Annotated in this window: 25 protein-coding genes and 1 other RNA gene; 18 read left to right on the forward strand and 8 right to left on the reverse strand. The window is 65.4% G+C overall.

What is annotated here, in order from left to right; all coding sequences use genetic code 11:
• Nucleotides 1-7 precede the first annotated feature (7 nt).
• The 6 genes from NNX34_RS03845 (at nt 8) to NNX34_RS03870 (ending at nt 6043) form a co-directional block, all read left to right on the forward strand.
• Nucleotides 8-1570: an ATP-binding protein gene (locus NNX34_RS03845; protein WP_255765199.1), complete on the forward strand. Its 1563-nt coding sequence runs from the start codon at nt 8-10 to the stop codon at nt 1568-1570.
• A 142-nt stretch (nt 1571-1712) separates the two neighbouring features.
• Entirely contained in the window at nt 1713-2189 is a 477-nt protein-coding gene (locus NNX34_RS03850) for a GtrA family protein (RefSeq protein ID WP_255765200.1), read from the forward strand.
• A gap of 164 nt (nt 2190-2353) precedes the next feature.
• Nucleotides 2354-3319: a DUF6282 family protein gene (locus tag NNX34_RS03855; protein ID WP_255765201.1), complete on the forward strand. Its 966-nt coding sequence runs from the start codon at nt 2354-2356 to the stop codon at nt 3317-3319.
• Nucleotides 3316-4083: an ABC transporter ATP-binding protein gene (locus NNX34_RS03860; RefSeq protein WP_255765202.1), complete on the forward strand. Its 768-nt coding sequence runs from the start codon at nt 3316-3318 to the stop codon at nt 4081-4083. The genes NNX34_RS03855 and NNX34_RS03860 overlap by 4 nt, the downstream gene beginning before the upstream one ends.
• The gene (locus NNX34_RS03865; protein WP_255765203.1) at nt 4080-4973 is read left to right on the forward strand and encodes an ABC transporter permease; all 894 of its coding nucleotides are present in this window, start codon (nt 4080-4082) and stop codon (nt 4971-4973) included. Before NNX34_RS03860 ends, NNX34_RS03865 begins: the two co-directional genes overlap by 4 nt.
• Before the next feature lie 26 nt (nt 4974-4999).
• Nucleotides 5000-6043, forward strand: coding sequence for an ABC transporter substrate-binding protein (locus NNX34_RS03870; protein WP_255765204.1), 1044 nt, complete (start codon nt 5000-5002; stop codon nt 6041-6043).
• A gap of 44 nt (nt 6044-6087) precedes the next feature.
• Here NNX34_RS03870 and NNX34_RS03875 read toward each other — a convergent pair whose 3' ends face one another.
• From NNX34_RS03875 to NNX34_RS03900, 6 genes are all read right to left on the reverse strand, one after another.
• Nucleotides 6088-7467 carry an NAD-dependent succinate-semialdehyde dehydrogenase gene (locus NNX34_RS03875; protein ID WP_255765206.1) on the reverse strand — a complete coding sequence of 460 codons (1380 nt, stop codon included), beginning with the start codon at nt 7465-7467 and terminating at the stop codon, nt 6088-6090.
• 224 nt (nt 7468-7691) lie between these two features.
• On the reverse strand, nt 7692-8450 hold the full coding sequence (locus tag NNX34_RS03880; protein WP_255765207.1) for a trimeric intracellular cation channel family protein: 759 nt from the start codon (nt 8448-8450) through the stop codon (nt 7692-7694).
• Nucleotides 8451-8618: 168 nt separating this feature from the next.
• Complete coding sequence (locus NNX34_RS03885) at nt 8619-8906, reverse strand: hypothetical protein (protein ID WP_255765208.1); 288 nt, start codon at nt 8904-8906, stop codon at nt 8619-8621.
• A 98-nt stretch (nt 8907-9004) separates the two neighbouring features.
• Nucleotides 9005-10057, reverse strand: a complete 1053-nt coding sequence (locus tag NNX34_RS03890) for a glucose 1-dehydrogenase (protein ID WP_255765210.1) — start codon at nt 10055-10057, stop codon at nt 9005-9007.
• Between the two features lie 140 nt (nt 10058-10197).
• Nucleotides 10198-10567: a transfer-messenger RNA gene (ssrA, locus tag NNX34_RS03895) on the reverse strand.
• Between the two features lie 144 nt (nt 10568-10711).
• Nucleotides 10712-11008 carry a hypothetical protein gene (locus NNX34_RS03900; protein ID WP_227919463.1) on the reverse strand — a complete coding sequence of 99 codons (297 nt, stop codon included), beginning with the start codon at nt 11006-11008 and terminating at the stop codon, nt 10712-10714.
• Nucleotides 11009-11258: 250 nt separating this feature from the next.
• Here NNX34_RS03900 and NNX34_RS03905 point away from each other — a divergent pair, with 250 nt between their 5' ends.
• Nucleotides 11259-11921, forward strand: coding sequence for a nucleoside/nucleotide kinase family protein (locus NNX34_RS03905; protein ID WP_255765211.1), 663 nt, complete (start codon nt 11259-11261; stop codon nt 11919-11921).
• 103 nt (nt 11922-12024) lie between these two features.
• Nucleotides 12025-12945, forward strand: a complete 921-nt coding sequence (locus NNX34_RS03910; protein ID WP_255765212.1) for an SMP-30/gluconolactonase/LRE family protein — start codon at nt 12025-12027, stop codon at nt 12943-12945.
• A gap of 25 nt (nt 12946-12970) precedes the next feature.
• Here NNX34_RS03910 and NNX34_RS03915 read toward each other — a convergent pair whose 3' ends face one another.
• A complete protein-coding gene (locus tag NNX34_RS03915) occupies nt 12971-13990 on the reverse strand; it encodes a GTP pyrophosphokinase family protein (RefSeq protein WP_255765213.1) in 1020 nt (339 codons plus the stop codon).
• Between the two features lie 250 nt (nt 13991-14240).
• Between NNX34_RS03915 and NNX34_RS03920 the strand changes: the two genes are divergently transcribed.
• The 7 genes from NNX34_RS03920 to NNX34_RS03950 all read left to right on the forward strand — a co-directional run bounded on the left by NNX34_RS03920 (nt 14241) and on the right by NNX34_RS03950 (nt 20605).
• Nucleotides 14241-15596 carry a GntP family permease gene (locus NNX34_RS03920; RefSeq protein WP_255765214.1) on the forward strand — a complete coding sequence of 452 codons (1356 nt, stop codon included), beginning with the start codon at nt 14241-14243 and terminating at the stop codon, nt 15594-15596.
• Between the two features lie 125 nt (nt 15597-15721).
• A complete protein-coding gene (locus NNX34_RS03925) occupies nt 15722-17188 on the forward strand; it encodes an amino acid permease (RefSeq protein WP_255765215.1) in 1467 nt (488 codons plus the stop codon).
• Nucleotides 17189-17309: 121 nt separating this feature from the next.
• Nucleotides 17310-17750, forward strand: a complete 441-nt coding sequence (locus NNX34_RS03930) for a hypothetical protein (RefSeq protein WP_255765216.1) — start codon at nt 17310-17312, stop codon at nt 17748-17750.
• A gap of 62 nt (nt 17751-17812) precedes the next feature.
• Nucleotides 17813-18109, forward strand: a complete 297-nt coding sequence (locus tag NNX34_RS03935) for a hypothetical protein (RefSeq protein WP_255765217.1) — start codon at nt 17813-17815, stop codon at nt 18107-18109.
• Nucleotides 18110-18270: 161 nt separating this feature from the next.
• Nucleotides 18271-18633 (forward strand): DUF1622 domain-containing protein, encoded by a 363-nt coding sequence (locus NNX34_RS03940; RefSeq protein ID WP_255765218.1) that lies wholly within the window; start codon nt 18271-18273, stop codon nt 18631-18633.
• A gap of 61 nt (nt 18634-18694) precedes the next feature.
• Complete coding sequence (locus NNX34_RS03945) at nt 18695-19186, forward strand: DUF5684 domain-containing protein (protein WP_255765219.1); 492 nt, start codon at nt 18695-18697, stop codon at nt 19184-19186.
• A gap of 162 nt (nt 19187-19348) precedes the next feature.
• Entirely contained in the window at nt 19349-20605 is a 1257-nt protein-coding gene (locus NNX34_RS03950; protein WP_255765220.1) for an Nramp family divalent metal transporter, read from the forward strand.
• Nucleotides 20606-20607: 2 nt separating this feature from the next.
• On the opposite strand, the gene trxB is transcribed toward NNX34_RS03950, so the two are convergent.
• A complete protein-coding gene (gene trxB, locus NNX34_RS03955; protein WP_255765221.1) occupies nt 20608-21585 on the reverse strand; it encodes a thioredoxin-disulfide reductase in 978 nt (325 codons plus the stop codon).
• A gap of 106 nt (nt 21586-21691) precedes the next feature.
• Between trxB and NNX34_RS03960 the strand changes: the two genes are divergently transcribed.
• From NNX34_RS03960 to NNX34_RS03970, 3 genes are read left to right on the forward strand one after another with little or no spacing between them, the layout of a single operon-like run.
• Entirely contained in the window at nt 21692-22216 is a 525-nt protein-coding gene (locus NNX34_RS03960) for a GNAT family N-acetyltransferase (protein WP_255765222.1), read from the forward strand.
• Nucleotides 22217-22240: 24 nt separating this feature from the next.
• Nucleotides 22241-22702: a hypothetical protein gene (locus tag NNX34_RS03965; protein ID WP_255765223.1), complete on the forward strand. Its 462-nt coding sequence runs from the start codon at nt 22241-22243 to the stop codon at nt 22700-22702.
• On the forward strand, nt 22699-23256 hold the full coding sequence (locus NNX34_RS03970; protein WP_255765224.1) for a GNAT family N-acetyltransferase: 558 nt from the start codon (nt 22699-22701) through the stop codon (nt 23254-23256). Before NNX34_RS03965 ends, NNX34_RS03970 begins: the two co-directional genes overlap by 4 nt.
• Nucleotides 23257-23270 lie beyond the last annotated feature (14 nt).

A 23270-nucleotide genomic window follows, 5' to 3' on the forward strand; every position in this document is an offset into this window, starting at 1 on the left:
GAGCATCATGGACCTGGATTTCCGGCTTGACTACCGCGCCCTGTCCCAAACCGCTCCGGCCGGGTACTTCATCACCCTGGCGGACGGTACCGTGGTGGACGCCAACGGCACGGCGCAGAAATGGATCGGCAAGGCGTTGGAGGACGTCCGCGGCACCAGCTTCCTGAAGCTGCTGCCCGTGGGCGACCGGATTGTCTACACCACCCACGCCATGCCGCAGTTGGCGTTGAACGCCGCGTTTGCCGAACTCGCCGTCGACCTCCTGGGACCCGACGGCCAGCGCATCCCGGTCCTGCTCTCCGCCACCCGTTCCCCCGCGGCCGGCGGGAGGCCCGCCCTTGACCAGGTGGTTGCCTTCTATGCGCACGAGCGCCGGCTGTACGAGCGTGACCTCATTTCGGCCCTGCGCACCGCCGAAGACGCCGAGGCCGCCCGCGCCGAGGCCGAAGCCAGCCTCACCGCCCAGGCAGTGGTGCTGCAGGAAAAGGATGTGGTGCTGCAGGCCTCGCTGATGGAAAGCCTGCGCAAGGAGTCGATGCTGGAAACCATCCTGAACACCATCCGGGTGGGCGTGGCGGTCATTGACGAGGACGGCCGCCGCATCCTTACCAATTCCCGCCAGCAGCTCCACGAGCGCCTCGCGGCCCCGTCCTTCACCACCCGCCCCACCGAAGCGGAGATGTACATTTTCGGGCCGGACCGCACCACACCGATCCCCGTGGACCAGCGCCCGGTGAAGCGGGCAGCCCTCGGCCAGTCCTTCTCGGACCAACTCGTCTGGTACGGGAACGGCGAGGAGCAGAAGGCGCTGAGCGTCTCGGCCCGCTCCGTCAAGGGCGACGACGACGCCTTCCGCGGTTCCGTGATCGCCTACAGCGACGTCACCGGCCTGGTGAACGCCGTGGCGGCGAAGGACGACTTCGTGGCGAATGTGTCCCATGAGCTGCGCACCCCGCTGACCTCGATCATGGGCTACCTGGAACTGGCGCTGGACGAAGAAGATGCCATCCCGGCGTATGTGGCCTCCTCGCTGAAGGTGGCGCAGCGGAATTCCGAGAAGCTCCTGCACCTGGTCTCGGACCTGCTGACCGCCGCGGCCGGCTCCGCCAATGTCCAGCAGGAAGTCACGGACCTCAGCGAACTGGTCCGCTCCGGCATCACCTCCGCCGCACCGCGTGCCGAAATCAACGCGGTGACCATCGTTGCCGAGGTTCCCGAGACCCTGCCGGCCATGGTCGATCCCAAGCGCATTTCCCAGGTGCTGGACAACCTGCTCTCCAACGCGGTGAAGTACTCGCCCGACGGCGGCCGGGTGACGGTCAGCGCCTGGCGCGCCGAAACCGGTGCCACCGTCCTTCGGGTAGCGGACTCCGGCATCGGCATGACCGAGGCCGAGCAGGCGGAGGTCTTCACTAAGTTCTTCCGCTCCGGCACCGCACGCCGGGCGCAGATCCCCGGCGTCGGGCTGGGGCTGGTCATCACCAAGCGGATTGTGGAAGAGCACGGGGGCACCATCGCGATGGAAAGCGAGGCCGGCAAGGGCACTGTCTTTACGGTCACACTGCCCTGATCCGGCTTGCGTCTGCAAGGATTTTGAGGCCAAATGCACTTTGTGCCATCATCCGAAAGGTAAAAGTCCCTCCCCGCGTGTGTGCACCGGCAAGGGCAGGAAGCTGCGTCCCGCAGCAATGCGTTGAATGGATTTTTCGGTAATGGCAGAAACCAGCAAGGTGCGCGCAATCGTCCGCCGTCTGGGCTCGTTTTCAGCAGTGGGCGCCGTCGCCTTCGTGGTTGACGTAGTCCTGTTCAATATTCTCTCTGCCACCCTCGTGCCGGACAGCCCCATCGCCGCCAAGACCATCTCGGTAGCGGCGGCCACCACCGTTTCGTGGCTGGGCAGCCGTTACGTGACCTTCCGGAAGCTACGCACCCGGAGCATCCGCAGTGAAACGCTGCTTTTCGCCCTGACCAATCTGGTGGGGCTGCTTATTTCCACCGGCTGCCTGTTCATCTCCCACTACGTGCTGGATTTCCGCAGCACCTTTGCGGACAACATTTCGGGCAACGTGGTGGGCATCGGCCTGGGCAATATCTTCCGCTACTTCGCGTACCGGTATGTGGTGTTCAACGGTCCCAGCGACCGCGCGGGGCAACCGGAACCGGAACCGGAAAACACCCGCTCGGCCTAGCTGCCCCCTTTTCCCCCACTGAAGTTCCTACGCCGGCGCATTTCGCGTCGGCGTTATTTGTTGTCCTGCCCGGATTGTGAAGCAGCTCACTTTTCCGGATTGACAACCGTTGACATTATTGGCGACAATTTGGGCACCAACCGCTCATCAGGCAAGGGAGCCTTATGTCCGACCATCACCAGCCCTCAGCCCGCGCACGGGACCTAGTCCGGGACGCCTATGACGTCCATGTGCACATTGCGCCGGACGTTATGCGCCGCCGAATTGACGACCTTGATCTAGCCGCCCGTTTCGCAGAGCTCGGAATGGCCGGATTTGTGCTGAAGTCCCACTACACGCCCACCGCAGAGCGCGCCGCCGTCGTCCGCAAGGTCCACCCGGGCGTGGATGTCCTCGGAGCCATCACACTCAATGCCTCCGTGGGGGGCCTGAACCCTATCGCCGTGGAGATTGCCGCGCGTGGCGGAGCCCAGTTTGTCTGGCTGCCTACCGTGGACAGTTCAAACCAGCGGTCCTGCCTCGCCGAAGAACCCGAAGGCGCCACCCCGCCCATGTGGGCCCAACTGCAGGAGGACCTGCGCGCCGCCGGAATGGCCGCCCCCGCCGTGGAGGTGGAATCCGGCGGCGGGCTGGTCCCGGAGGCCCGCCAGGTCCTGGAGCTGATCGCAAAGCATGACATGACGCTTGCCACCGGCCACCTGCACGCCGACGAATCCGGCAGCCTGATTCCGGCAGCCGTGGAGTTGGGCGTGCGCCGGATGGTGATTACCCACCCGGAGTTCACCTCCCAGCGCATGTTGCTGGATCAGCAGCGGGAGCTGGCCGAGCAGGGTGCACTGCTGGAGCGGTGCCTCACCACTCCCCTCACCGGCAAAGTGTCCTGGGACCTCTGGTTCTCCAACATCCGCCATGCCGGCCCGGAAAACTCGGTTATCAGCAGTGACCTCGGCCAGCCCTTCAACCCTCCTGTGGAGGACGGGTTGGCCATCGCCGCGGACCTTTTGCTGGCGCAGGATTTCACGGAGGAAGAGGTCCGGCTGATGACTGTGCATAACAGCCGCTGGCTGGCCGGCGCGGACCCGCTGCCGGATGCCCCGTCCCACCACCGGGGCAAGGTGCAGGCCGTATGAGCTCCCTGCTGGAAATCTCCGGGCTGAGCAAGCAGTTCGAGCGCGATGACACCGCCACCGTTGCCCTGCGGGACTTTGACCTCTCCATCGAGGAAGGCACATTCGTCAGCATCCTCGGCCGCAGCGGCTGCGGGAAATCCACCATGCTGAACCTGCTCTCCGGGCTTACCCGGCCCAGTTCGGGAACCGTCCATTACCAGGGCGCGGTGCTGAACGGCCCCAACGTGGACATCGGCTACCTGACCCAGTCGGACACGCTTATGCCGTGGCGCGACGTCGTTCGCAACGTCGAAATGCCGCTGGAAATCCGCGGCGAATCCAAGGAGAAGCGCCGGGAGGTGGCGCAGTCACTCATCGCCAAGGTCGGACTGACCGGATTCGAGAACCACTACCCCCGGGAACTCTCCGGCGGAATGCGGCGCCGGGCCAGCCTGGCCCGAATGCTGGCAGGGGCACCGAAGACCCTCCTGATGGACGAACCCTTCGGAGCGCTGGATGCACAGCTGCGCAACGAACTCCAGGAAGAGCTGCTGCGGTTGTGGCAGGGCTCCGGGCAGACGGTGGTTTTTGTCACCCATGACATCGAGGAGGCCCTCCTCCTCGGCGACCGCGTGGTGGTCCTGGGCCAGCTCGGCCGGATCCTGCTGGATGAGCCGATCAATATTCCGCGTCCCCGCTCGGTGGATGAAACCCGGATCGACCCCACATTCGTGGCGCTGCACAAGAAGCTTGCTGCCGCCCTCAAGGAAGGATCCACGGCATGAGCGCTGCATCCGCGGCCGAGCCGGCGCTGCCGGCGGCAACCGCACCGGGAACAGGCCGGGTACCGCCGCTGGCGGCCGGATCCGGTCCCGTCAAGGAAAACCTGAACCGCACCTGGTGGGACAAGTTCGGCCACTCAACCATCGTCTGGGGCCTGCGTGCGGCAGTACTGGTGGCCTTCCTGACCCTGTGGCAGATCACCGCAGGACCGGTCATCGATATCACCTTCATCAGCAAGCCCAGCCTGATCCTGGAACGGCTGGTGGACTGGATCGCTGACGGCACGCTCTGGACACACACCTGGATCACCCTGCAGGAGATCTTGCTCGGGTTCTTCTTCGGAGCCCTTGCCGGCGCCCTGGTGGGATACCTGCTGGCCTCCTTCAACCTGCTCTACCAGGTGCTGGATCCGTTTATGCTCGCCCTGTATTCCATCCCCAAGGTTGCCCTGGCACCGCTGTTCATCGTGTGGTTCGGCATCGGCATGGACATGAAGGTGCTGCTGGCAGCTGCCACGGTATTCTTCCTCGTCTTCCTCAACACCGCCGCCGGGGTCCGCGAAGTGGACCGCGGCCTGATCGACGCAGTCCGGCTGATGGGCGGCAACCGCCGCCATGTCGCCTTCAAGGTCGTACTCCCCTCCTCCATGACCGGCTTCCTCACCGGCTTGAAGGTAGCCATCCCGTACGCACTGATCGGTGCGGTCATCGGCGAGCTGGTCGCGTCCAACCAGGGACTCGGCTACCTGATCAACGCCTCAGCCGCCCAGTTCGACACTGCCGGCGTCTTCGCCACCCTGGTGGTGCTCACCATCGTTGCCACCATCCTGAACTCCGGCGTCGCCGTCCTCAGCAAGCGGATCAACCGCTGGAAGCCGCTGGACGAGCACTAACTCTTCCTCCACAGATTGGAACTCCAATGTTTGAAACGGTTACCCCCTCCAGACGCAGCATGCTCAAGTCGATGCTCGTCCTTCCCGCCATCGCCGCCGTGCCCGCCCTGGCCTCCTGCGCCAACAACGCGGGCAGCTCCGATCCGGGAGTGCTGAATGTGGGCCAGATCAGCGACTCGATAGCGTTTTTCCCCCTGTTCGTAGCCGAGCAGGAGGGCTTCTTCACCGCCGAAGGAGTGACCATGGGAGAACGCCCCCGGCTCGGAACGGGTGCCAAGGTGGCCGCCGCCCTGAAATCGGGCAGCATCGATCTCGGCGCCGGCGTCATCACCGACGCGTTCAACCTGTACAAGATCGACGACGACGCGAAACTGGTCAGCGGCCTGGTCACCGAGTACTACGTGGACGTGGTGGTGGGGAACAACTTTGACGGTCCTTCCGCTGACGCACCGCTCGAGGAACGGATCCAGGCGCTGGTCGGTAAGCAGATCGGCATCACCGGACCGGGCAGCGGCACGGAAGCGCTCATGACGTACCTGTTCAAGCAGATCGGCAAGAACGCCCAGACAGATTCCACGATGGTCAACATCGGCAGTGCCGCCACCGCCGCTATCGGCGCGCTGACCGCCGGCAGGGTGGACGCACTGTGTTTCTTCCAGCCGATCGGACAGCAGGTTGAAACCGCGGGCGAGGGCAGCATCTACATCTCCCCGACCCGCGGCGATATCGAAACGCTGCGGTCGCCTATCCACGGCGCAGTGTTCAGCACGGGCGCCCAGATCGAGGCCAAACAGGATCTCGTGGACGGATTCAACCGGGCACTGGATAAGTCGCTGGCACTGATCCAGGAAAACCCGGAAAAGGCCCGGACCCTCTTGGGCGAGTACCTGAAGGACACCCAACCGCAGACCGTCGATGCGCTGGTGGCCCTGCTGCCCAAGGAAATCGCCACCTCCACGAAGGTCACCGAGGAGTCCTACAAAGTGGCATCGGCCTTCCACACCGAATCCGGGTTGGTGGACGAGGCACCGGACTACGCCGGTTTCGTCCTCGAAACCTCACAGGCATAAAAAACCCGGGGCGGTAGGCCGCCCCGGGTTTCCTGCCGGACCTACTACTTCTTCTGCGGGGTGCGGATCAGCTTCTTGTTGACGAATTCGGCCATGCCGAACCGTCCCAGCTCGCGGCCCACACCGGAGCGCTTGACGCCACCGAAGGGCAGGTCTTCCTGCGTGCCGGAGGTGCCGTTGATCCAGACCATGCCGCTTTCCAGCTGGTCGGCGACGTTCAGGGCGCGGTCTTCGTCGGCGCTGAACACCGCTCCGCCCAGGCCGAACGGGGAGTTGTTGGCCAGTTCAATGGCTTCTTCCTCGCTGGACACCTTGTAGATGACGGCGGCGGGGCCGAACAGCTCCTCGGAGAACGCCCGCATTTCCGGCGTGACATCGGTCAGCACGGTCGGCTGCACGAAGGCACCCGGTCCGTCGATCAGGCTGCCGCCGGTGTGCAGGGTTGCACCCTTGTCCACGGCGTCGCGGATCTGCTCCACCAGGCCGTCTGCGGCAGCCTGCGTGGAGAGGGGGCCGAAACGGGTTTCCGGCTGCAGCGGATCGCCGGGTTCAATGGCGGCCATCCGGGCGGTGAACTTCTCCACGAAATCGTCGTAGAGGTCCTCCATCACAATGAAGCGCTTGGCGGCATTGCAGGCCTGCCCGCCGTTGCCCATCCGGCCGGCGACGGCGGCCTTGACGGTGGTGTCGAGGTCCTCGGTGTCGAGGACGATGAACGGATCGCTGCCGCCGAGTTCGAGGACGTACTTCTTCAGGTTCCGGCCGGCCACCTCGGCGACGGCGGAGCCTGCCCGCTCGGAGCCGGTCAGGGACACGCCCTGGATCCGGGCATCCGCGATGATGTCCGCGGCCTGCTCGTTGGTGGCGAACAGGTTGACGTAGGCACCCTCGGGTACGCCGGCGTCGGCGAAGATCTGTGCCATCGCCAGGGCGGACTGCGGGCAGTTGTTCGCATGCTTGAGCAGCACGGTGTTGCCGAGCATCAGGTTGGGGCCGGCAAAGCGGGCCACCTGGTAGTACGGGTAGTTCCACGGCATGATGCCCAGGAGCGCGCCCACGGGCTCGGTGCGGACCACGGCGTTGCCGCCGCCCTTGACGTCGAGCTGCTCGTCAGCCATGAAGCCGGGGCCCTGGGTGGCGTAGTACTCGTAGATGTTGGCGGAGAGGGCAACCTCATTCTTCGCCTCGCGCAGCGGCTTTCCCATTTCGAGGGCAATCAGCTTGGCGAGCTCCTCGGCGCGTTCCCGGTACAGTTCCGCAACGCGGGTGATGACCTTGGTGCGGTTCTCCACGGGCTCGTTCCGCCAGCTGGCGAAGGCCTCATGTGCTGCAGTGACGGCCTGGTTGATTTCGGCGTCGGTGGCTTCAGCGAATTCCTGAAGGGTTTCTCCGGTGGCTGGATTTACGCTCTTGTAAGCACTCATATTTGCCACGCTACTCCCTGCAAATCCAGTCTGCGAAAGCCTGGATTTCCGGGACTAAATCCGCGTCGGTTCTTGTTTCAGGGGCTTTGCGGCGCGAATTACCGCAAAGCGGAGCCGTGGCTGGCGGCACGCCCTCGGCACCTGTCGGTCCCGGACAGCTCGACGGCGGGCCCGGACAGGTCGACGGCGGCTCAGCGGCAGGTCGACGGCGGGCCGACGTCGGCTCAGCGGCGGAGTTTCCAGAACTTAGGCCGCGGCCAGCCCTGGCCCGAGCTTCTCCGGTCCTCCGTGCGCGGACGACGGCTCAGCCGGACGCTGAACTCCCCCGGTCCGGGCAGCCGCCACCCGCGGCGGCGGGCCACCGTGCACAGCACGGCGCAGGTGCCGATGGCCACGCCCATGCCCACGTTCTGCAGGCCCAGCTGATAGAGGATCACCATTTCGACGGCGGCCACGAGGGCACCGGTGGCGTACAGCGTGTTGCCGCCGAAAATGGCCGGCACGCGGCCCACCACGATGTCGCGGATCATGCCGCCGCCCACGGCGGTGACAACGCCGATCAGGATGGCCGGCAGCCATTCCAGCCCCAGCCCCAGCGCCTTGGCCGTGCCGGTGGCGGCCCAGCAGCCCAGCGCGAAGGCGTCGATCACAATGAGGAACCGGTTGGCCCATTTGCCCTTGAGCTCAATGGCATAGGCAATGACGGCTCCGGCGATTGCTGCAAAGAGATAAGCGGGGTTTGTCAGCGCTACGGGGGTGCCGGCCTGCAGGAGGGTGTCACGCAACACGCCGCCACCCAACGCCGAGGTGAGCGCCAGGACCAGGAAACCCACCGGGTCCATCCGCAGCTGCCGCGCGACCGCGCCGCCGAGGACTCCGTTCGCCAGCACCCCGGCGAGATCGACGGCGTCGAACACCACCCTCGGGTCGAAAAGATCCACGCCGCTCCTGCTGTTTCCGTTGCCCGTTCTGCCGCCGTTCATTCTACGTGGCTGCGGGCCCGGAAAATCCTGCGGTTTGTGCAAATCCCTCCGCTGCGCAGCGGAGGAATTCACCCAAACCGCAGGGATTCAGACAAACCGGGGGTTTTACAGCCGGCGGCGGAATGAACCGGAAGCCACCGTGACAAATACCAACGGGGCTAAACGGGATCAGCCGTCCCCCGGCGGATAGTCCTCGTCACTCCCCGGTACGTCTGCTTTCTGTTCCAGGATGTCGGCCTCGGACCCGTCCGGGTGGATTTCACCTTCCGGTCCGGCGTCGCCTGCGCCCGGAACTGCGGGAATGTCCTGCTCAATGCCGTCCGCCTCGGAACCGTCCCGGTGGATTTCACCTTCCGGTCCGGCATCGCCTGCACCGGGAACCGCGGGCAGTGACTGCTCGGCCCGGTCCCCCTCCGAACCGTCGGGAATTACCGGTTGGTCAGCGTCCTTACGCATATGCGTGCCTCCAATGCAGGTTGCCGTGGCCGCCGGGGCGGCTTCCGTCCCTTCTGTCTATCACCGAAGCCGCCCAGTAGAAATAGCCTGCGGACGGGTCAGGCGTCGTCCCGCAGGTCCAGCACCACCTTGATGTCCCCGTCGCGGTCCTCGAAGGCCTGTGCATAGTCCGCCAGCGGAACCCGGCGGGAGATCAGCTGCTCAAGCCACCGTGCATCGCTCTTGGCCAGGGCCGCGGCCGCCTTGAGGTAGTGGCGGCGGTTGGCGTTGACGGTGCCGAAGACCACGCGGTTGTCCATCACCAGGTTCAGGTTCAGGGCACCCAGGTCCACGGGCTGCTCGCCGTCGGCCTCGGAGACTCCGGTGAGGCAGGTGACCGAGTTTTTGGCGCCGTGCTGCAGCACGTCATTGATCACCGTGGGTACGCCGGTGCATTCGATGATGATGTCCGGGTTGATGCCGGATTCGGGGAGGGTGTCGGTGTGGAAGACGGCGCCAAGTTCCTTGGTCAGCTTCTCCTTCGGTCCGTCCTCTTCCAGGTCGAAGACGTGCACTTCGAGTCCGCGCTGCACCCCGAACAAGGCACCGAGCAGTCCCACGGGCCCGGCGCCGGTCACGGCGACAACCTGCGGCCGGAAGTAGGCGCGGCCGCCGATCCGGTCGATCTGTTCCCAGGCCTTGGCCAGGATGGTGGCGGGTTCCAGCAGGACCCCTACGCGTTCCAGGGAGGGTTCGAGCTTCACCATGTCATCGGGGTCCCCGCGCCAGTATTCGCGCGCGAAACCGTCGAGTCCTTCAATACCGTGTTCGGTGTAGGTTCCGGTCAGGCACATGTCCCACTCGCCGGCGGCGCAGGCCCGGCAGTTTTCCGCACAGGGTCGGCGGACAATCCCGACCACCAGGTCCCCGGCGGCAAGGTCCGAGCCCTCGGGTGCCTCGACGACGCGGCCCAGGTTCTCGTGTCCCATCACCAGGTAGTCCCGGTCCTCGGGTGCGGTGCCGAATTCGGCGGCAATGACTTCGCGGTCGGTGGCGCACAGGCCCACCGCGAGCGTCTCCACCAGCACGCTGCCTTCACCGGCTTCCGGCTCGGGAAGATCCCGCAGCTCCAGCGAGTCCTTCTGCCCGGGGGTAATTATCAATGCCTGCATGTGGTTTCCTTCCCGCGGCTGCTTGCTGTCTGTATCCCAGATTAGCGCCGCGGCCGCGCCGGTAAGACTCGGCACAGGGAGAGGCGAAACGGCAGCGGAAACAATGAAGGCCCGCCCCATGGGGGCAGGCCTTCAAAATATGGTGGAGATGGGGGGAATCGAACCCCCGTCCGGTGTTGTTTTGTCAGGGCTTCTCCGGGCGCAGTATGCGTCGGATTTTCTCGGCCCCAGCCATCCTGCATACAGGTGGCTGATCCGGGCCCAGCCGTCAAAATGTCCCGAACACCCCGACGGCGGGAGTGTTCGGCAGTGGCCCTCTAAACGACGCCAGGATCCGGAGCGAGAGCGACTCCGGGCTGACGGACTACTCCGGCTGCTTAGGCAGCGAGAGCGAAGTCAGTGCGCATAGGTTTGGCACTTATTGTTTTGCAGAGAGCGTTAACGAGATAACTCTGCGTTCTCGGCCCGCTTCCCCTGGCTCAACAAACATCGTCGAAACCGATCATCCCCGTATTGAGTTACCAAGCACCGTTTCCGGCGGCGACCCTACCGGGCCGTCCAGAGAGTTTAACGACGCCGGCCCGCGGAACATTCCCGCTCGGCCGCACCTTTGATGCGGTGCGGGATATGAGGAGGCGCGGACCGGCCAGGCGGCTAGCGGCGTCGGCCGAAAACCAGCGACGCCGCGGCCACGGCACCCGTGACGGTGTAGACGGCAGGCCAGGCGCCCATCTTCTTGGCGAGCGGATGGGAGAGGCCGAAGGCGGCTACATAGCCTGCGGTCAGTGCCGCGGCGGTGCCCGTTCCGGCGTCTCGCTTCCAGAGGGCAAATGCACCGGCTCCGGCGGCGGCGAGCACGGCTCCGCCCAGCTGGCGGTTACCGGTGGAGCGGGCGGTCTGGTAGCCGCCGATCAGGCCGGCGGAGGTGATCAAAGGGGTCAGCAGGGACAAGGTTTTCTCCTCGAAATAGGCAACACCTCCAGCTTATGCCGGGGTCCGTGCCGCCCGCTTCCTGCGTTGGACCAACCGGGCGGCGGACGGCACGAGATCCCAGCCGGTGGTACGCCTGACACCTGGTGTGACCACTCCCGTACCATCAGCACCACAGCGTGGGACCCTCTGCGCGGGACGGCACCCGCGGGGACCGCAGCCGCCGTCGTAGACTGGTGCCCGCCAACAGCGGAGGCACGATCGGAGGACCGTGGCAGATTCCCGAACCCTACTCACGGAGCTGGAAAACCGGATCTCGGCGCTGGCCTCGGCTTCGGCTGGAACCGTAGTCATCGGCGTCGCCGGTGCCCCCGGAGCAGGAAAGACCACCCTCGTGGAATCCCTGGTCCGCGAGCTGAACGGCGCCGTCGACGACGTCGAGTCGCAGCGCTTTGCCCACATTCCCATGGACGGCTTCCATCTCTCGGACCGGGAGCTGACCCGTCTCGGGCTGCTGGCGCGCAAGGGCGCCCCGGAAACCTTCGACGCCTACGGCTATGCGGCGCTCCTGGAACGCCTCCGGTCACCGCGGACCGCCGTGGTCTACGCGCCCGGTTTCGAGCGGACGCTGGAACAGCCGCTGGCCGGCGACATTCCGGTGTTTCCGGCAGCGAAGGTGATCCTGACGGAGGGGAACTATCTGCTGCTGGACCGCCCGGATTGGCGTGAGGTCCGCTCCCGGTGCACCGAGGTCTGGTACTGCCAGCCCGACGAAGACCAACGCGTGCAGCGCCTGGTGGAGCGGCATGTCCGGTTCGGGAAGACGCCGGAAGCGGCCGCCGCCTGGGTCCGGGACGTCGACGGCCCCAATGCGCGCCTGGTCCAGGAGTCCATACATCGGGCCGACGTCGTCATCCGCCCGGCCTGGACGTGACGAGGGGTGCCTTTGGGCGGGCGCCGCAGCCTCGCGTATAAAAGGACGCAGACCACCCGCACGAAAAGCAGGCCCGGCCGGACCTTCAGAAGGAGACAACGCAATGGACGCACGCCCCTCGACACTGCTGGAAGACGGAGCCTCGCTGGAGCAGGTGGGTACGGGCGCGGTCTGGGCGGAGGGTCCCGTCTGGGTCCCGGAGCGCAACGCGGTGCGCTACAGCGACGTGCGGTCTAACCGGATCCTGGAATACAGCGAAACCACCGGCGAGCTCAGCGTCTACGGCTCCGACATCGAGTTCACCAACGGCCGGGCGCTGGACGCGGACGGCTCTGTGGTGCAGTGCTCGCACGGGCGCAGGGCCGTGGAACGGGACCGCAACGGCACCGTGGAAACCCTGGTGGACCGCTTCGGCGAGGTCCGCTTCAACTCGCCCAACGACGTCGTCGTGAAGTCCGACGGCACCATCTGGTTCTCGGATCCCTCCTACGGGATCGACAACCCGGCCGAAGGCCACCCCGGCGAACTGGAGTACGGAGACCGGTACGTGTTCCGCTTTGATCCGGCCACCGGCGAGCTCACCGCGGTGATCACTGACATCATGGCCCCCAACGGCCTGGCGTTCTCCCCAGACGAATCCGTCCTCTACGTTTCCGACACCGCCGAAGAGGCCGTCTCGCCGTACGGCCCGGCGCAGTCCGAGGGCAACCCGATCCGTGCCTACGACGTCGTCGAGGGCCGGCAGGCGAAGAACGGCCGGGTGTTCGTGCGCGTTGCCCCCGGTGTGCCCGACGGGTTCCGGGTGGATACGGACGGGAACATCTGGTCCTCCGGCGGCGACGGCGTGCGGGTGTTTTCACCGGCCGGCGAGCTGCTCGAGCACATCCCGGTGCCCGAAACCGTCAGCAACGTCTGCTTCGGCGGGCAGGACGGCCGGACGCTGTATATGACGGCAACCACCAGCCTGTACCGGATCCGCACTACGGCCAGCGACGCCGCGGCGGCCCTGCGTACGAAGCGGTAACGACGACGGCGGCTGCGGCGGCGGCTCAGGCAAGCAGCCGCCGCAGCCGGTATTCCAGCTTTCCGCGCCGGGTGCCGTCATCGCTCAGGTGCGCCGTGCGCTGGATGTAACCCCGGCCCCACTGCTCCAGCAGGAAGTCATCGGCGGCCCGGACATGGCCCGGCGGAAACCGGTACCGCAGCCGGGAGGCCAGGGACGGCCAGTCGGCCGAGCGCAGCAGTGCGGTGGCCTCGGCCAGTGAATAGACGGTGTTGGCTTCCAGCGCCTGCACCAGCCAGTCATAGTGGTCGGCACGGCTGCGCGGATGTTCCGGCAGTTCCTGCTCGAGCACCTCGCGGAGCGCGGCAGCGGTCAGTTCATCCCCGCTCGAAGCTCCGGCGCTGCGGGCTTCCCCGCGCACCCGCTGGAGCGCAACCACGTGGTTGATGGCATCAAACTCGCGGTCCGCCAGTTCGATCAGTCCGGACGCGAGCGTGAACGCCCGGTTCACCTCCGGCGGTACCGGGCCGGTGCCTTTGTAGCGGATTTCGTGCTCGAACTCGGCCCAGGCGTGCTGGAGGATGGTGCGGAACTGCACTTCGAACCGCTGCCCGCCGAACAATTCACAGCCCGACGGCGGATTGCCGGTGGGGACCCGGAGGATGAGGTGCTGCCCGGAGTAGCCGAAATCGCCGCGTATTTTCTGCTCGGCGGACTTGTCCACGTGGTCCAGTTCTTCAAAGGTGCCGGACAACGCCTCCATGGCAGCAGGGATATCCGATTCCAGGAAGAGGATGATCCGCACGCCAATCAGGTCATCAATGTCATTGAGCCCATTGATATACCGCGGCGCTCCGTCCTCGGTCCGCCGTTCAAGCTTCTTCCCCAGCGAGTCGATGGCCTTCACCCGGTGCTGGATGTGGTGGTAGTTCAATCCGTCGTCGGCCAGCCGGGCAAGGACTGCACCGTGGATGCCCTCCTCCGCGCCCTGGTAGCGGCCCAGGTTCATTGCATAGTCGCCCAACCAGTCATTGATCCGCATGCTGTGCGTTGGCAGAAGTTCCATTGACAACCTGTTCCCCCGGCGGTCCGCCGACACGGGTGTGCGGCGTGGAGCGATTGCCTCAATTCTGTGCGGACCTCCCAAGCCCCGCAAGGGTTCGCAGAGGTGCAGGGCGACCACGGACGCCGCCGCCCAGTCCCAGCCGCCGTTGCGTTACGCAGCGGGCTGCACCGCGTTTTGGACTTCGGGAAAACCCGTGATTCCATGATTTGCCCTGTTGATAAACATCGAAGTTTTTCACTTTTAGGAAACCATGATTGATCTGTTGATATTGCTGCTGCTGGTCGTCGGCATCGTCGCCGTCACTGCAAAGCTCAAAATCTCGCCGTTCCTCGCCCTCCTCGCCGCTGCCTTTATCGGCGCGTTTGCGTTTCGCCTGCCGGTTGATGAAATCATCCCGACAATTACGACGGCGTTCGGCAACACCATGGGCAACATCGGCCTGGTGATCCTTTTCGGCACGATGATCGGCGTGATCCTGGAGCGGTCCGGCGGCGCCATCGCCATGGCTGATGTGTTGATCAAGGTCCTGGGGACGCGGTTTCCGACCCTGACCATGAGCATCATTGGCTACATCGTCTCTATTCCCGTCTTCTGCGACTCCGGCTACATCATTCTCAATTCGCTGAAGAAGGCCATGGCTGAACGGGCCAAGGTATCCCTGGTCGCCATGTCCATAGCGTTGATGACCGGCCTGTATGCCACGCACACGATGGTCCCGCCCACGCCCGGACCGCTGGCCGCCGCCTCCAACCTGAATGTGGTGGACAGCCTGGGCCTGCTGATCGGCCTCGGCCTGGTGGTGGCCGCGGTTTCGGCGGGTGCCGCCCTGCTCTACGCCAACCGGTTCCTGAAAAAAGACATTGAACTGCTGCCCGTTCCGGCCGAAGAGGTGGAGGTCAGCTACGAGGACCTGAGGACACAGTATGGAACGCTGCCGAGCGGCTTTATGGCCTTCCTGCCGATCCTGCTGCCGATTACGCTGATCTGCCTGTCCTCGATAGCCAAGCTGCCCGGCGCCCCGATGGGTGAGGGCGGCCTGGCCGCAACCGCCGTCTTCGTAGGAACTCCCGTGGTCGCACTTGCGCTTGGCCTGCTGGCGGCGGTGTTCCTGCTGCGCGGCAAAGGCAGGCTCAGCACCTTCAACACCCAGATCTCGGACTCGATTGTGCTGGCGGCACCCATCCTGCTGATCACCAGCGCCGGGGCTGCATTCGGCGGGGTGCTGGGCAAGAGCTCCATCACCGCTTTCCTCTCCGACAACCTGGCAACGCTGGGCCTGGGCATTGCGGTGCCGTTCGTGATTTCAGCTGCCTTGAAGACGGCCCAGGGTTCCTCCACCGTTGCCATGGTGACAACGTCGGCCATGCTTCTGCCGCTGCTGGAACCGCTGGGACTGGCCGGCGGAGCCGGGCCCGTCCTCGCGGTCCTCGCTATCGGCGCCGGCGCCATGGTCGTGTCACACGCCAACGACTCGTACTTCTGGGTGGTCTCCCAGTTCAGCCGCATCCCGACTGCCACCGCCTACCGCACGCTGACACCGGCCACTGCCGTGCAGGGCATTGCAGGTTTCGCAGCGGTCTGGGTCCTGAGCCTGTTCCTGCTCTGAGGCGCTCGGCGACCGCTGGAAGGCGGCGGGGTACCCCGCCGGCCGATGAAGGTCCATACTTCTGCCGTAGCTGAAGCCGTAGACCTTGATTCCGGCGGTCCCGCCGGGCGCGGAGGGGAGCAGACATGTCCACAGTCCCCGGCAGCGGCGGTTCCGTCCTTCGCCGCAAGCCCATTGAGGAAATCGACGAGGAGAAAACCGGCAACAAGCTGTTCAAGAGCCTTGGCCTCTGGCAGCTGACGGCCATCGGCGTGGGCGGCATCATCGGCGTCGGGATCTTCACCCTCGCCGGCCTGGTGGCCAACGGCGGTCCCGACGCCGCCCCCGTGGGCCCGGCCGTGCTGCTCTCCTTCCTGGTCGCCGGCCTGGCCAGCGCCGCGGCGGCCCTGTCCTACGCCGAGTTCGCCGGACTGGTGCCCCGCGCCGGGTCCGCCTACACCTACGGGTACGTGGCGCTGGGCGAACTGATCGGGTGGTTCATCGGCTGGGACCTGCTGCTGGAATACACCGCAATCGTGGCAGTGGTGGCCATCGGCATCTCCGGCTACTTCACCGAGTTCCTCGCCGGTTTCGGCATCGAGATGCCCATCTGGATGCAGGGAACCGGGGACACGGTGGAGGGCGGGCTGATCAACCTGCCCGCCGCCGTCGTCTGCCTGTTCATTACCTGGATCCTCAGCCGCGGCACCAAGACCTTCGGACGCTTTGAACTGGTGGCCGTGGGCCTGAAAGTCCTGCTGATCGTGTTCATCGTGGGACTGGGGTTCTTCTACATCAACGCGGACAACTACACCCCGTTCCTGCCCAGCGGTTTCGGGGCGGTGTTCACCGGGGCAGCCACCGTCTTCTTTGCCGTCTTCGGCTACGACGCCATGAGCACCGCCGCCGAGGAAGCCACGGACGGCAAGAAACACATGCCCAAAGCCATCCTGCTCTCCCTGGCCATCGCGATGGTCCTGTACATCCTCGCCACGCTGGTACTGACCGGAATGCAGAATTACCGGGACATCAGCCCGACCGCCGGTTTCGCCTCCGCGTTCCAATCCGTCGGGCTGCCCGTCATTGCCACCGTCATTTCAGCCTTCGCTGTGCTGTCCATCCTTACCGTGATGCTTACGTTCCTGCTCGGCGTGACCCGGGTGTGGTTCGCCATGAGCCGGGACGGGCTGCTTCCGGGCTGGTTCGCCGGAACGGACAAGCGGGGCACGCCGCAGCGGGTGACCTGGATCGCCGGCGGCACCTCGGCTTTGCTGGCCGGATTCTTCCCCATTCGTGCCGTGGCAGATCTGACCAACATCGGCATCCTGGCCGCGTTCGTGGTGGTTTGCGTGGCAGTGATTGTGCTGCGCTACCGTCAGCCGGACGCCCCGCGGGAATTCCGGCTCCCGCTGATGCCGTGGGTACCGGCGTTCGGCGTCCTCGCCTCGGGGTTCCTGATGCTGCAGCTGCACTGGGAAACCTGGCTGCGTTTCGGTATTTGGCTGGTCATCGGGGTGCTGGTTTACGCGTTCTATGGGTACAGGCATTCCCTGCTGAATCCAAACAGTCCGCGGCATCGGAGCCTCAAGATGAATCCCCGGCCGGAAAACTGACTGCAGGAGCTGCCAACACAGGACGAGGCGCGGCATCCTTCCTTCCAATTCAATAAATAGCGGCTATTATCTGCCTTAGGGGTTCCGAAAAAATGGACCCTCAGTTGGGGAGAATAACCGAATGGGCAGTCAGTCTCAGGCCATGCCTTCTGCACCGAGGCGGTCCACCATGCTTTTCCGCCGTGCCCGCAGCGGGCTCGTACTGATTGCGGTTTTCTGGCTATGGATGCTTTTTGGCGCCGCGGACTTTGTCGCCGCCCTTTTCGGTTCACCCATACATGCTGCTCTTGCCGTGTTTGCCCTCAGCACGCTCACGCTTATTTCGCTGCTTTTCCTCCCGATCTGTATTGCGTACCTCGTGCTCAACCGGCCGAAGGGACACGCAGCACCATCTGCTGCACCGCAGGCCGGGGAGGTACACGGCAACGGCCTGGCGCCCGTAATCCGGATGATGCCCCGCCGCGCCGCCGTCCACGGTGCCGCCCTGACCAGCCGTGCCGCGGTCCGTGGCGCTGCCCTCACCAGCCGTGCCGCCGCCAAATGGCGGGACCGCGCTTCCTAGCCTGCACCGGCGAGGCAGCCCCAACGGCAGGAATGTCAGAGGCGGTTGCCATTGTGGAGGTCATGAGTTCCTCACTGGGCACCCGAATGCCCTCCGCCCCCGCCGGCCCTGTCACCCACGCCCGCTACCGCCGGGAACCCTACGTCCGCTGCCGGACCGGAAACGGCAGCGTTGATGGAAAGGCCGTGGCCTGGACACGCACGGAGGTCCTCCTGCACTGGATTGACGACGACGGCCAGGCCCATAACCGGTGGACTCCGGCTTCCACTGTGCGCCGGATTGCCCGGGACGATTCCGCCTGGCGCGACCCTTACGACGACTTCCGGTTCTATTACCAGTCCTCCCCCGCCGCCGCCTGACCCTCCCCGGATTCGCCCTGCCCCGGATTCGCATGGAAGCAGCGCTGCGCTGCCGGTGCCCTCTTGACCCCTCACTGCAGAAAGGGACTGATGGAAGGGTGCGGCGTAACCGCCGCACCCGGAACTCTGTTCCGGCGGTGTTTGCGGCAGGACGTTGACGCATGGACTTTCAGCATTTGATCGAATCCGTGGGGGAATTGATGGACCTGGCGGGAGTAGCCGCCATCGTCCTGGGTGCCGTGGCCGCCACCATCGCTGCTGCCGCCGCTGCGATGCGCCGGCGCGGCCCGGTCTATGAGGAATACCGGCAGCGGCTGGGGCGAAGCATTCTGCTCGGACTGGAGTTATTGGTGGCTGCAGACATTATCCGCACGGTGGCTGTGACCCCTACCTTCGAGTCGGTGGGAATACTTGCCATAATCGTGCTTATCCGCACGTTTTTAAGTTATTCGCTGCAGCTGGAAGTCACCGGTTCCCTGCCATGGAAGCGGCCGGTGGGAGAACTCAAGAACAAGAACGAATAACGGTTCAATAAACACGGCCCCGGGCCTTGACATAAGCACTCGACCAAATATCGTTCTCGGCATGATCAATCCAGTCTCGATTCTTCCGTCTGTTCTTTCTGCCTCCGAATTCAGCACAACTACGCAGGAAACAACCATTGGGGCCGGCGCCCTCGTTGGCTCCATGCTCGTGTTCGGCATCATCGGCATCGTTGTCGGTGGGTTGGCCATGATGGGCATGTTCAAGAAGGCCGGCCGCAAGCCCTGGGAGGCTTTTGTCCCCGTCTACGCCCAGGTGGTGCTTTTCCGCATCGCCGGCATGTCCGGCTGGTGGTTCCTGGCCATGCTGGTCCCGGTCCTGAACATCGTGGCAGCCGTGCTCCTGGCGATCAACCTTGCGAAGGTGTTCGGCCAGGGCGTCCTGATTGCCGTCTTGATCATTCTCTTCGGCGTCTTTGTGTACTTCTACCTTTCCTACGGCTCCGCCCGGTACTTCGGTCCGCAGGCCAGCAAGGGTCCCTTCGACCTGGCCAAGAACCCGAACCAGCCCGCTTACGCGCCGGCCGGACACTAACCCACACCCCGCCCGTACAAGGCGCGCATCCCCCCGCGGATGCGCGCCTTTTCTTTGCGCTTTGCACCGGCACCCGTCGGCGGGACACGGGATTTCACCGCTACTCAGGCTGCCCCCGAAGAATTGTTAGGCACGCCGAACTTAAGGTGTTAGGTTGCTGTCATGGCCCGTACCGTCCAGCTCCCCGACACCCCGCGCCCCGCAACGCGCCCCCGCCATATCCTGTGGCTGCTTGGCCCCGCACTGGTAGCCGGGGTCGCCTACCTGGATCCCGGCAACGTTGCCAGCAACATGACTGCAGGGGCGAAGTTCGGCTACCTGCTGGTCTGGGTGGTGGTGACGGGCAACGTGATGGCGTGGCTGATCCAGTACCTCTCGGCCAAGCTGGGCCTGGTCACCGGCCGCAGCCTGCCCGAACTCCTCGGGGAACGCATCGGACTCAAACCTGCCCGGCGGCTGTACTGGCTGCAGGCTGAACTCGTCGCGATGGCCACTGATGTCGCGGAGGTGATCGGCGGCGCCGTCGCGCTCTGGCTGCTCTTTGATCTTCCGCTGTTCCTGGGCGGCATCATTACCGGCGCCATCTCCATGGTGGTGCTGCAGTTGCAGAACAGCGGCCGGCACCGGAGCTTCGAGTACGTCATCGTCACGCTGATGCTGGTGATCGCCGTCGGCTTCACGGCCGGCGTCTTCCTCAACCCGCCCGACGGCGGCTCCGTGGTCGAAGGCCTGGTGCCTCGCTTCGAAGGCAGCGAATCGGTGCTCCTCGCTGCATCCATCCTGGGCGCGACCGTGATGCCGCACGCCATTTATGCGCACTCCGCCCTGACCCGGGACCGCTTCCCCGGACGCACCGCTTCCCTCACCACCACCCGGCTGATCAAGGCCACCAAATGGGACGTGACCATTGCCCTGGCCGTGGCGGGCTCGGTGAACCTGGCCATCCTGCTGCTCGCCGCCGGTTCGCTGCAGGGTGTGGAAGGGACCGATACCCTCGAGGGCGCCCATGCCGCCATTGCCGCCTCGCTGGGCTCGGTGGTGGCCACCCTGTTTGCTGTAGGACTGCTCGCATCCGGCCTGGCCTCGACGTCGGTGGGCGCGTATGCGGGTGCCGAAATCATGCAGGGCCTGCTGAAGGTGCGCATCCCCATGCTGCTGCGCCGCCTGATTACCCTGCTCCCCGCGCTGGCGATCCTCGCCGTCGGCATCGATCCCACCTGGGCCCTGATCCTCAGCCAGGTGATCCTCTCCTTCGGCATTCCGTTCGCTTTGATTCCGCTGGTCTGGCTGACTGCGCAGCGGGACCTGATGGGGAGCCACCGCAACCATTGGTGGACCACGGGGCTGGGCGTGCTGGTTTCGGTGCTGCTGGTCGGGCTGAACGTCACCCTGCTGGTGCTGACCTTCACCGGTGCCTGAGGCTAGCCTTTCAGCGACCCCTCCACCAGTGCGGTGGCGATGCTGTCGGCATCCGCCTGAGCCGCGAGATACCGCTCGGCGTCCAGCGCAGCGGAGCAGCCGGTGCCCGCAGCGGTAATCGCCTGCCGGTAGCGGTGGTCCACGGCGTCGCCGCACGCGAAGACCCCGTCCAGGTTGGTCTGCGTGCTCGGAGCCGCGACCCTGATGTACCCCTCCGGATCCAGATCCACTTGTCCCGCCAGGAGATCGGTACGCGGGGCATGGCCAATGGCGACGAAAACCCCCTGCGCCGGCAGATTCCGCGTGGCGCCGGTGACGGTGTCCGTAAGGGTCATGCCCGTGACCTTGTCCGTGCCGTGGATCGCAGTGACCTCGCTGTTGAACTCAAAGTGGATCTTCGCGTGGTCCCGGGCCCGCTGCGCCATGATGCGGGAGGCACGCAGCGTGTCCCGGCGTACGACGACGGTCACCGACGCCGCGAAACGGGTCAGGAACAGTGCCTCCTCCATGGCTGAATCCCCGCCGCCGACCACCACGATGTCCTGGTTGCGGAAGAAAAAGCCGTCGCAGGTGGCGCACCAGGAAATGCCCCGGCCGTTGAGCTGTTTTTCCTCCGGCAGCCCCAGCTCCTTATAGACGGAGCCGGTGGCGAGGATGACGCTGCGGGCCTTGTAGGTTTCCCCGCTGCCCGTGGCCACCCGCTTGGTGTGGGCACCCAGCTCCACTGACACGGCGTCGTCGTACTCCACCAGGGCGCCGAATTTCTCCGCCTGCCTGCGCAGGTTCTCCATCAGGTCGGGCCCGAGGATACCGTCGGGAAAACCCGGAAAGTTCTCCACCTCCGTGGTGTTCATCAGGGCGCCGCCGGCGGTGACGGAGCCCGCGAGGATGCGGGGTTTCAATCCGGCCCGGGCGGCGTAGATCCCTGCGGTGTAACCGGCCGGACCGGACCCGATGATCAGGACGGAATCTGTACCCATCTGCTCTTCCCTTCGCTGCAGCGGTCCTTCAAGTCTGTCGGGGAGGAGGCTAGGGTCGGTAGCCCGGGCGCATTAAGCGGTGCCGGAATCGGCAAAGGAGCCAGTAGTGGCAGCGGCACTCAAACCCATTGAACTGATCCAGCTTCCCCGCGGCGTGATTGATGCGCTTGCCGCCGGTGACCTGCCCGGCGCCAACCGGCAGGCGCCTCTGGAGCTTACCGAGCACTTTTCCCAGGACCGGCAGCCGCTGTGGCGTATCCGGAGCGCGCAGCTGGAAGAGAATCCCGGGGACGCGGCATGGATTACCCGGGCCATCTTTGACCCCGGACTGGGCCGGGCGGTGGGCCTGGCCGGGTTCCACGGCCCCCCGGACGGCAACGGCATGGTGGAAGTCGGGTACTCGGTGGACCCGGCCTACCGGCGGCAGGGCTACGCCCGTGCCGCACTGGAGGCGCTGCTTGCCGTGGCTGCCGGGGAACCCTCGATCCGCACCGTTCGGGCAACCATCAGCCCGGATAACGGTGCCTCCCGGCGGCTGGTGGAACAGTACGGGTTCGTGGCCACAGGTGAGCAATGGGATGACGAGGACGGGCTGGAGATCGTTTATGAACTCCCGGCGGGAGGCAACTGACGCCGGTCCGCTAGGATCGCTCGAATGACAACCTGGACAGAGATCACGGCCGCCGTCACGGTGGCTCTGGGCGGAGACAAGGCCGCAGGACAGCAGGCACTGCTGGCATGTTGGGAGGATACGGTGCCGGACCAGCACGCCTATCGATGCGTCCTGGCGCACTACCTCGCGGACACGGAAACGGACCTCGACGCGGAGATCTCATGGGACGAGGCCGCCCTTGCGGAACATGCCGGGGTCAGCGACGAAGATCTTGCACCGTTGGGCATCCCGTCGGCGGGAGGTTTCGCTCCTTCGCTGCATTTGAATCTCGGGGACGGCTACCTGCGGCGCGGCGAGCCCGGGCGTGCGCGCGGCCATCTGGAACAGGGCCTGGCCCTTGCCGAGGAGCTCGGGAGCGAAGGCTACGGTGCCATGATCCGCTCCGGCCTGCAGAACCTGGGCACCCGCATCGAAGCGGCAGCCGATACCGGGACCGCCGCATGATTGCCGGGAACCTCTTCGCGCAGCAATCCACGCTCACCACGAACCGCCTGCGGCTCGAGCCGCTGGGACCGGAGCACTTCGACGGCGCGTGGGCGGCACTGCAGGATCCGGAGGGCCGCAGGCTGACCGGCACCCACGCGGTTTTCACTCCGGAGCAGATCCGGAGCTGGCTGCAGACCCGCGCCGGTGAAGCAGACCGGGCGGACTGGGCAATAATCCGCGCCGAGGACGGTGTTTATGTGGGCGAGGTAGTGCTGAATGACCTGGACCCGGACAACGAGTCGATAGGGTTCCGCATCGCTTTGTCCTCCCCGAAGGTCTTCGGACAGGGCTACGGCACGGAAGCCACCCGCGCGGTGCTGGGCCATGCCTTCAACGACCTCGGACTGCACCGGATTGAACTGGAGGTCTTCGAGTTCAACCCGCGGGCACGGCGTGTGTATGAAAAGTGCGGGTTTGTGGTGGAGGGCCGGCGCCGAGAAGCGCTGCACTGGGACGGGGAATGGGTGGACGCGATCTCGATGGCCGTCCTTGCCGACGACGCCCGCCCCTGACGCTCAGCCTGGCG

Source organism: Arthrobacter sp. zg-Y1116 (assembly GCF_024385485.1).
In the GTDB taxonomy this organism is placed as follows: Bacteria; Actinomycetota; Actinomycetes; order Actinomycetales; family Micrococcaceae; genus Arthrobacter_B.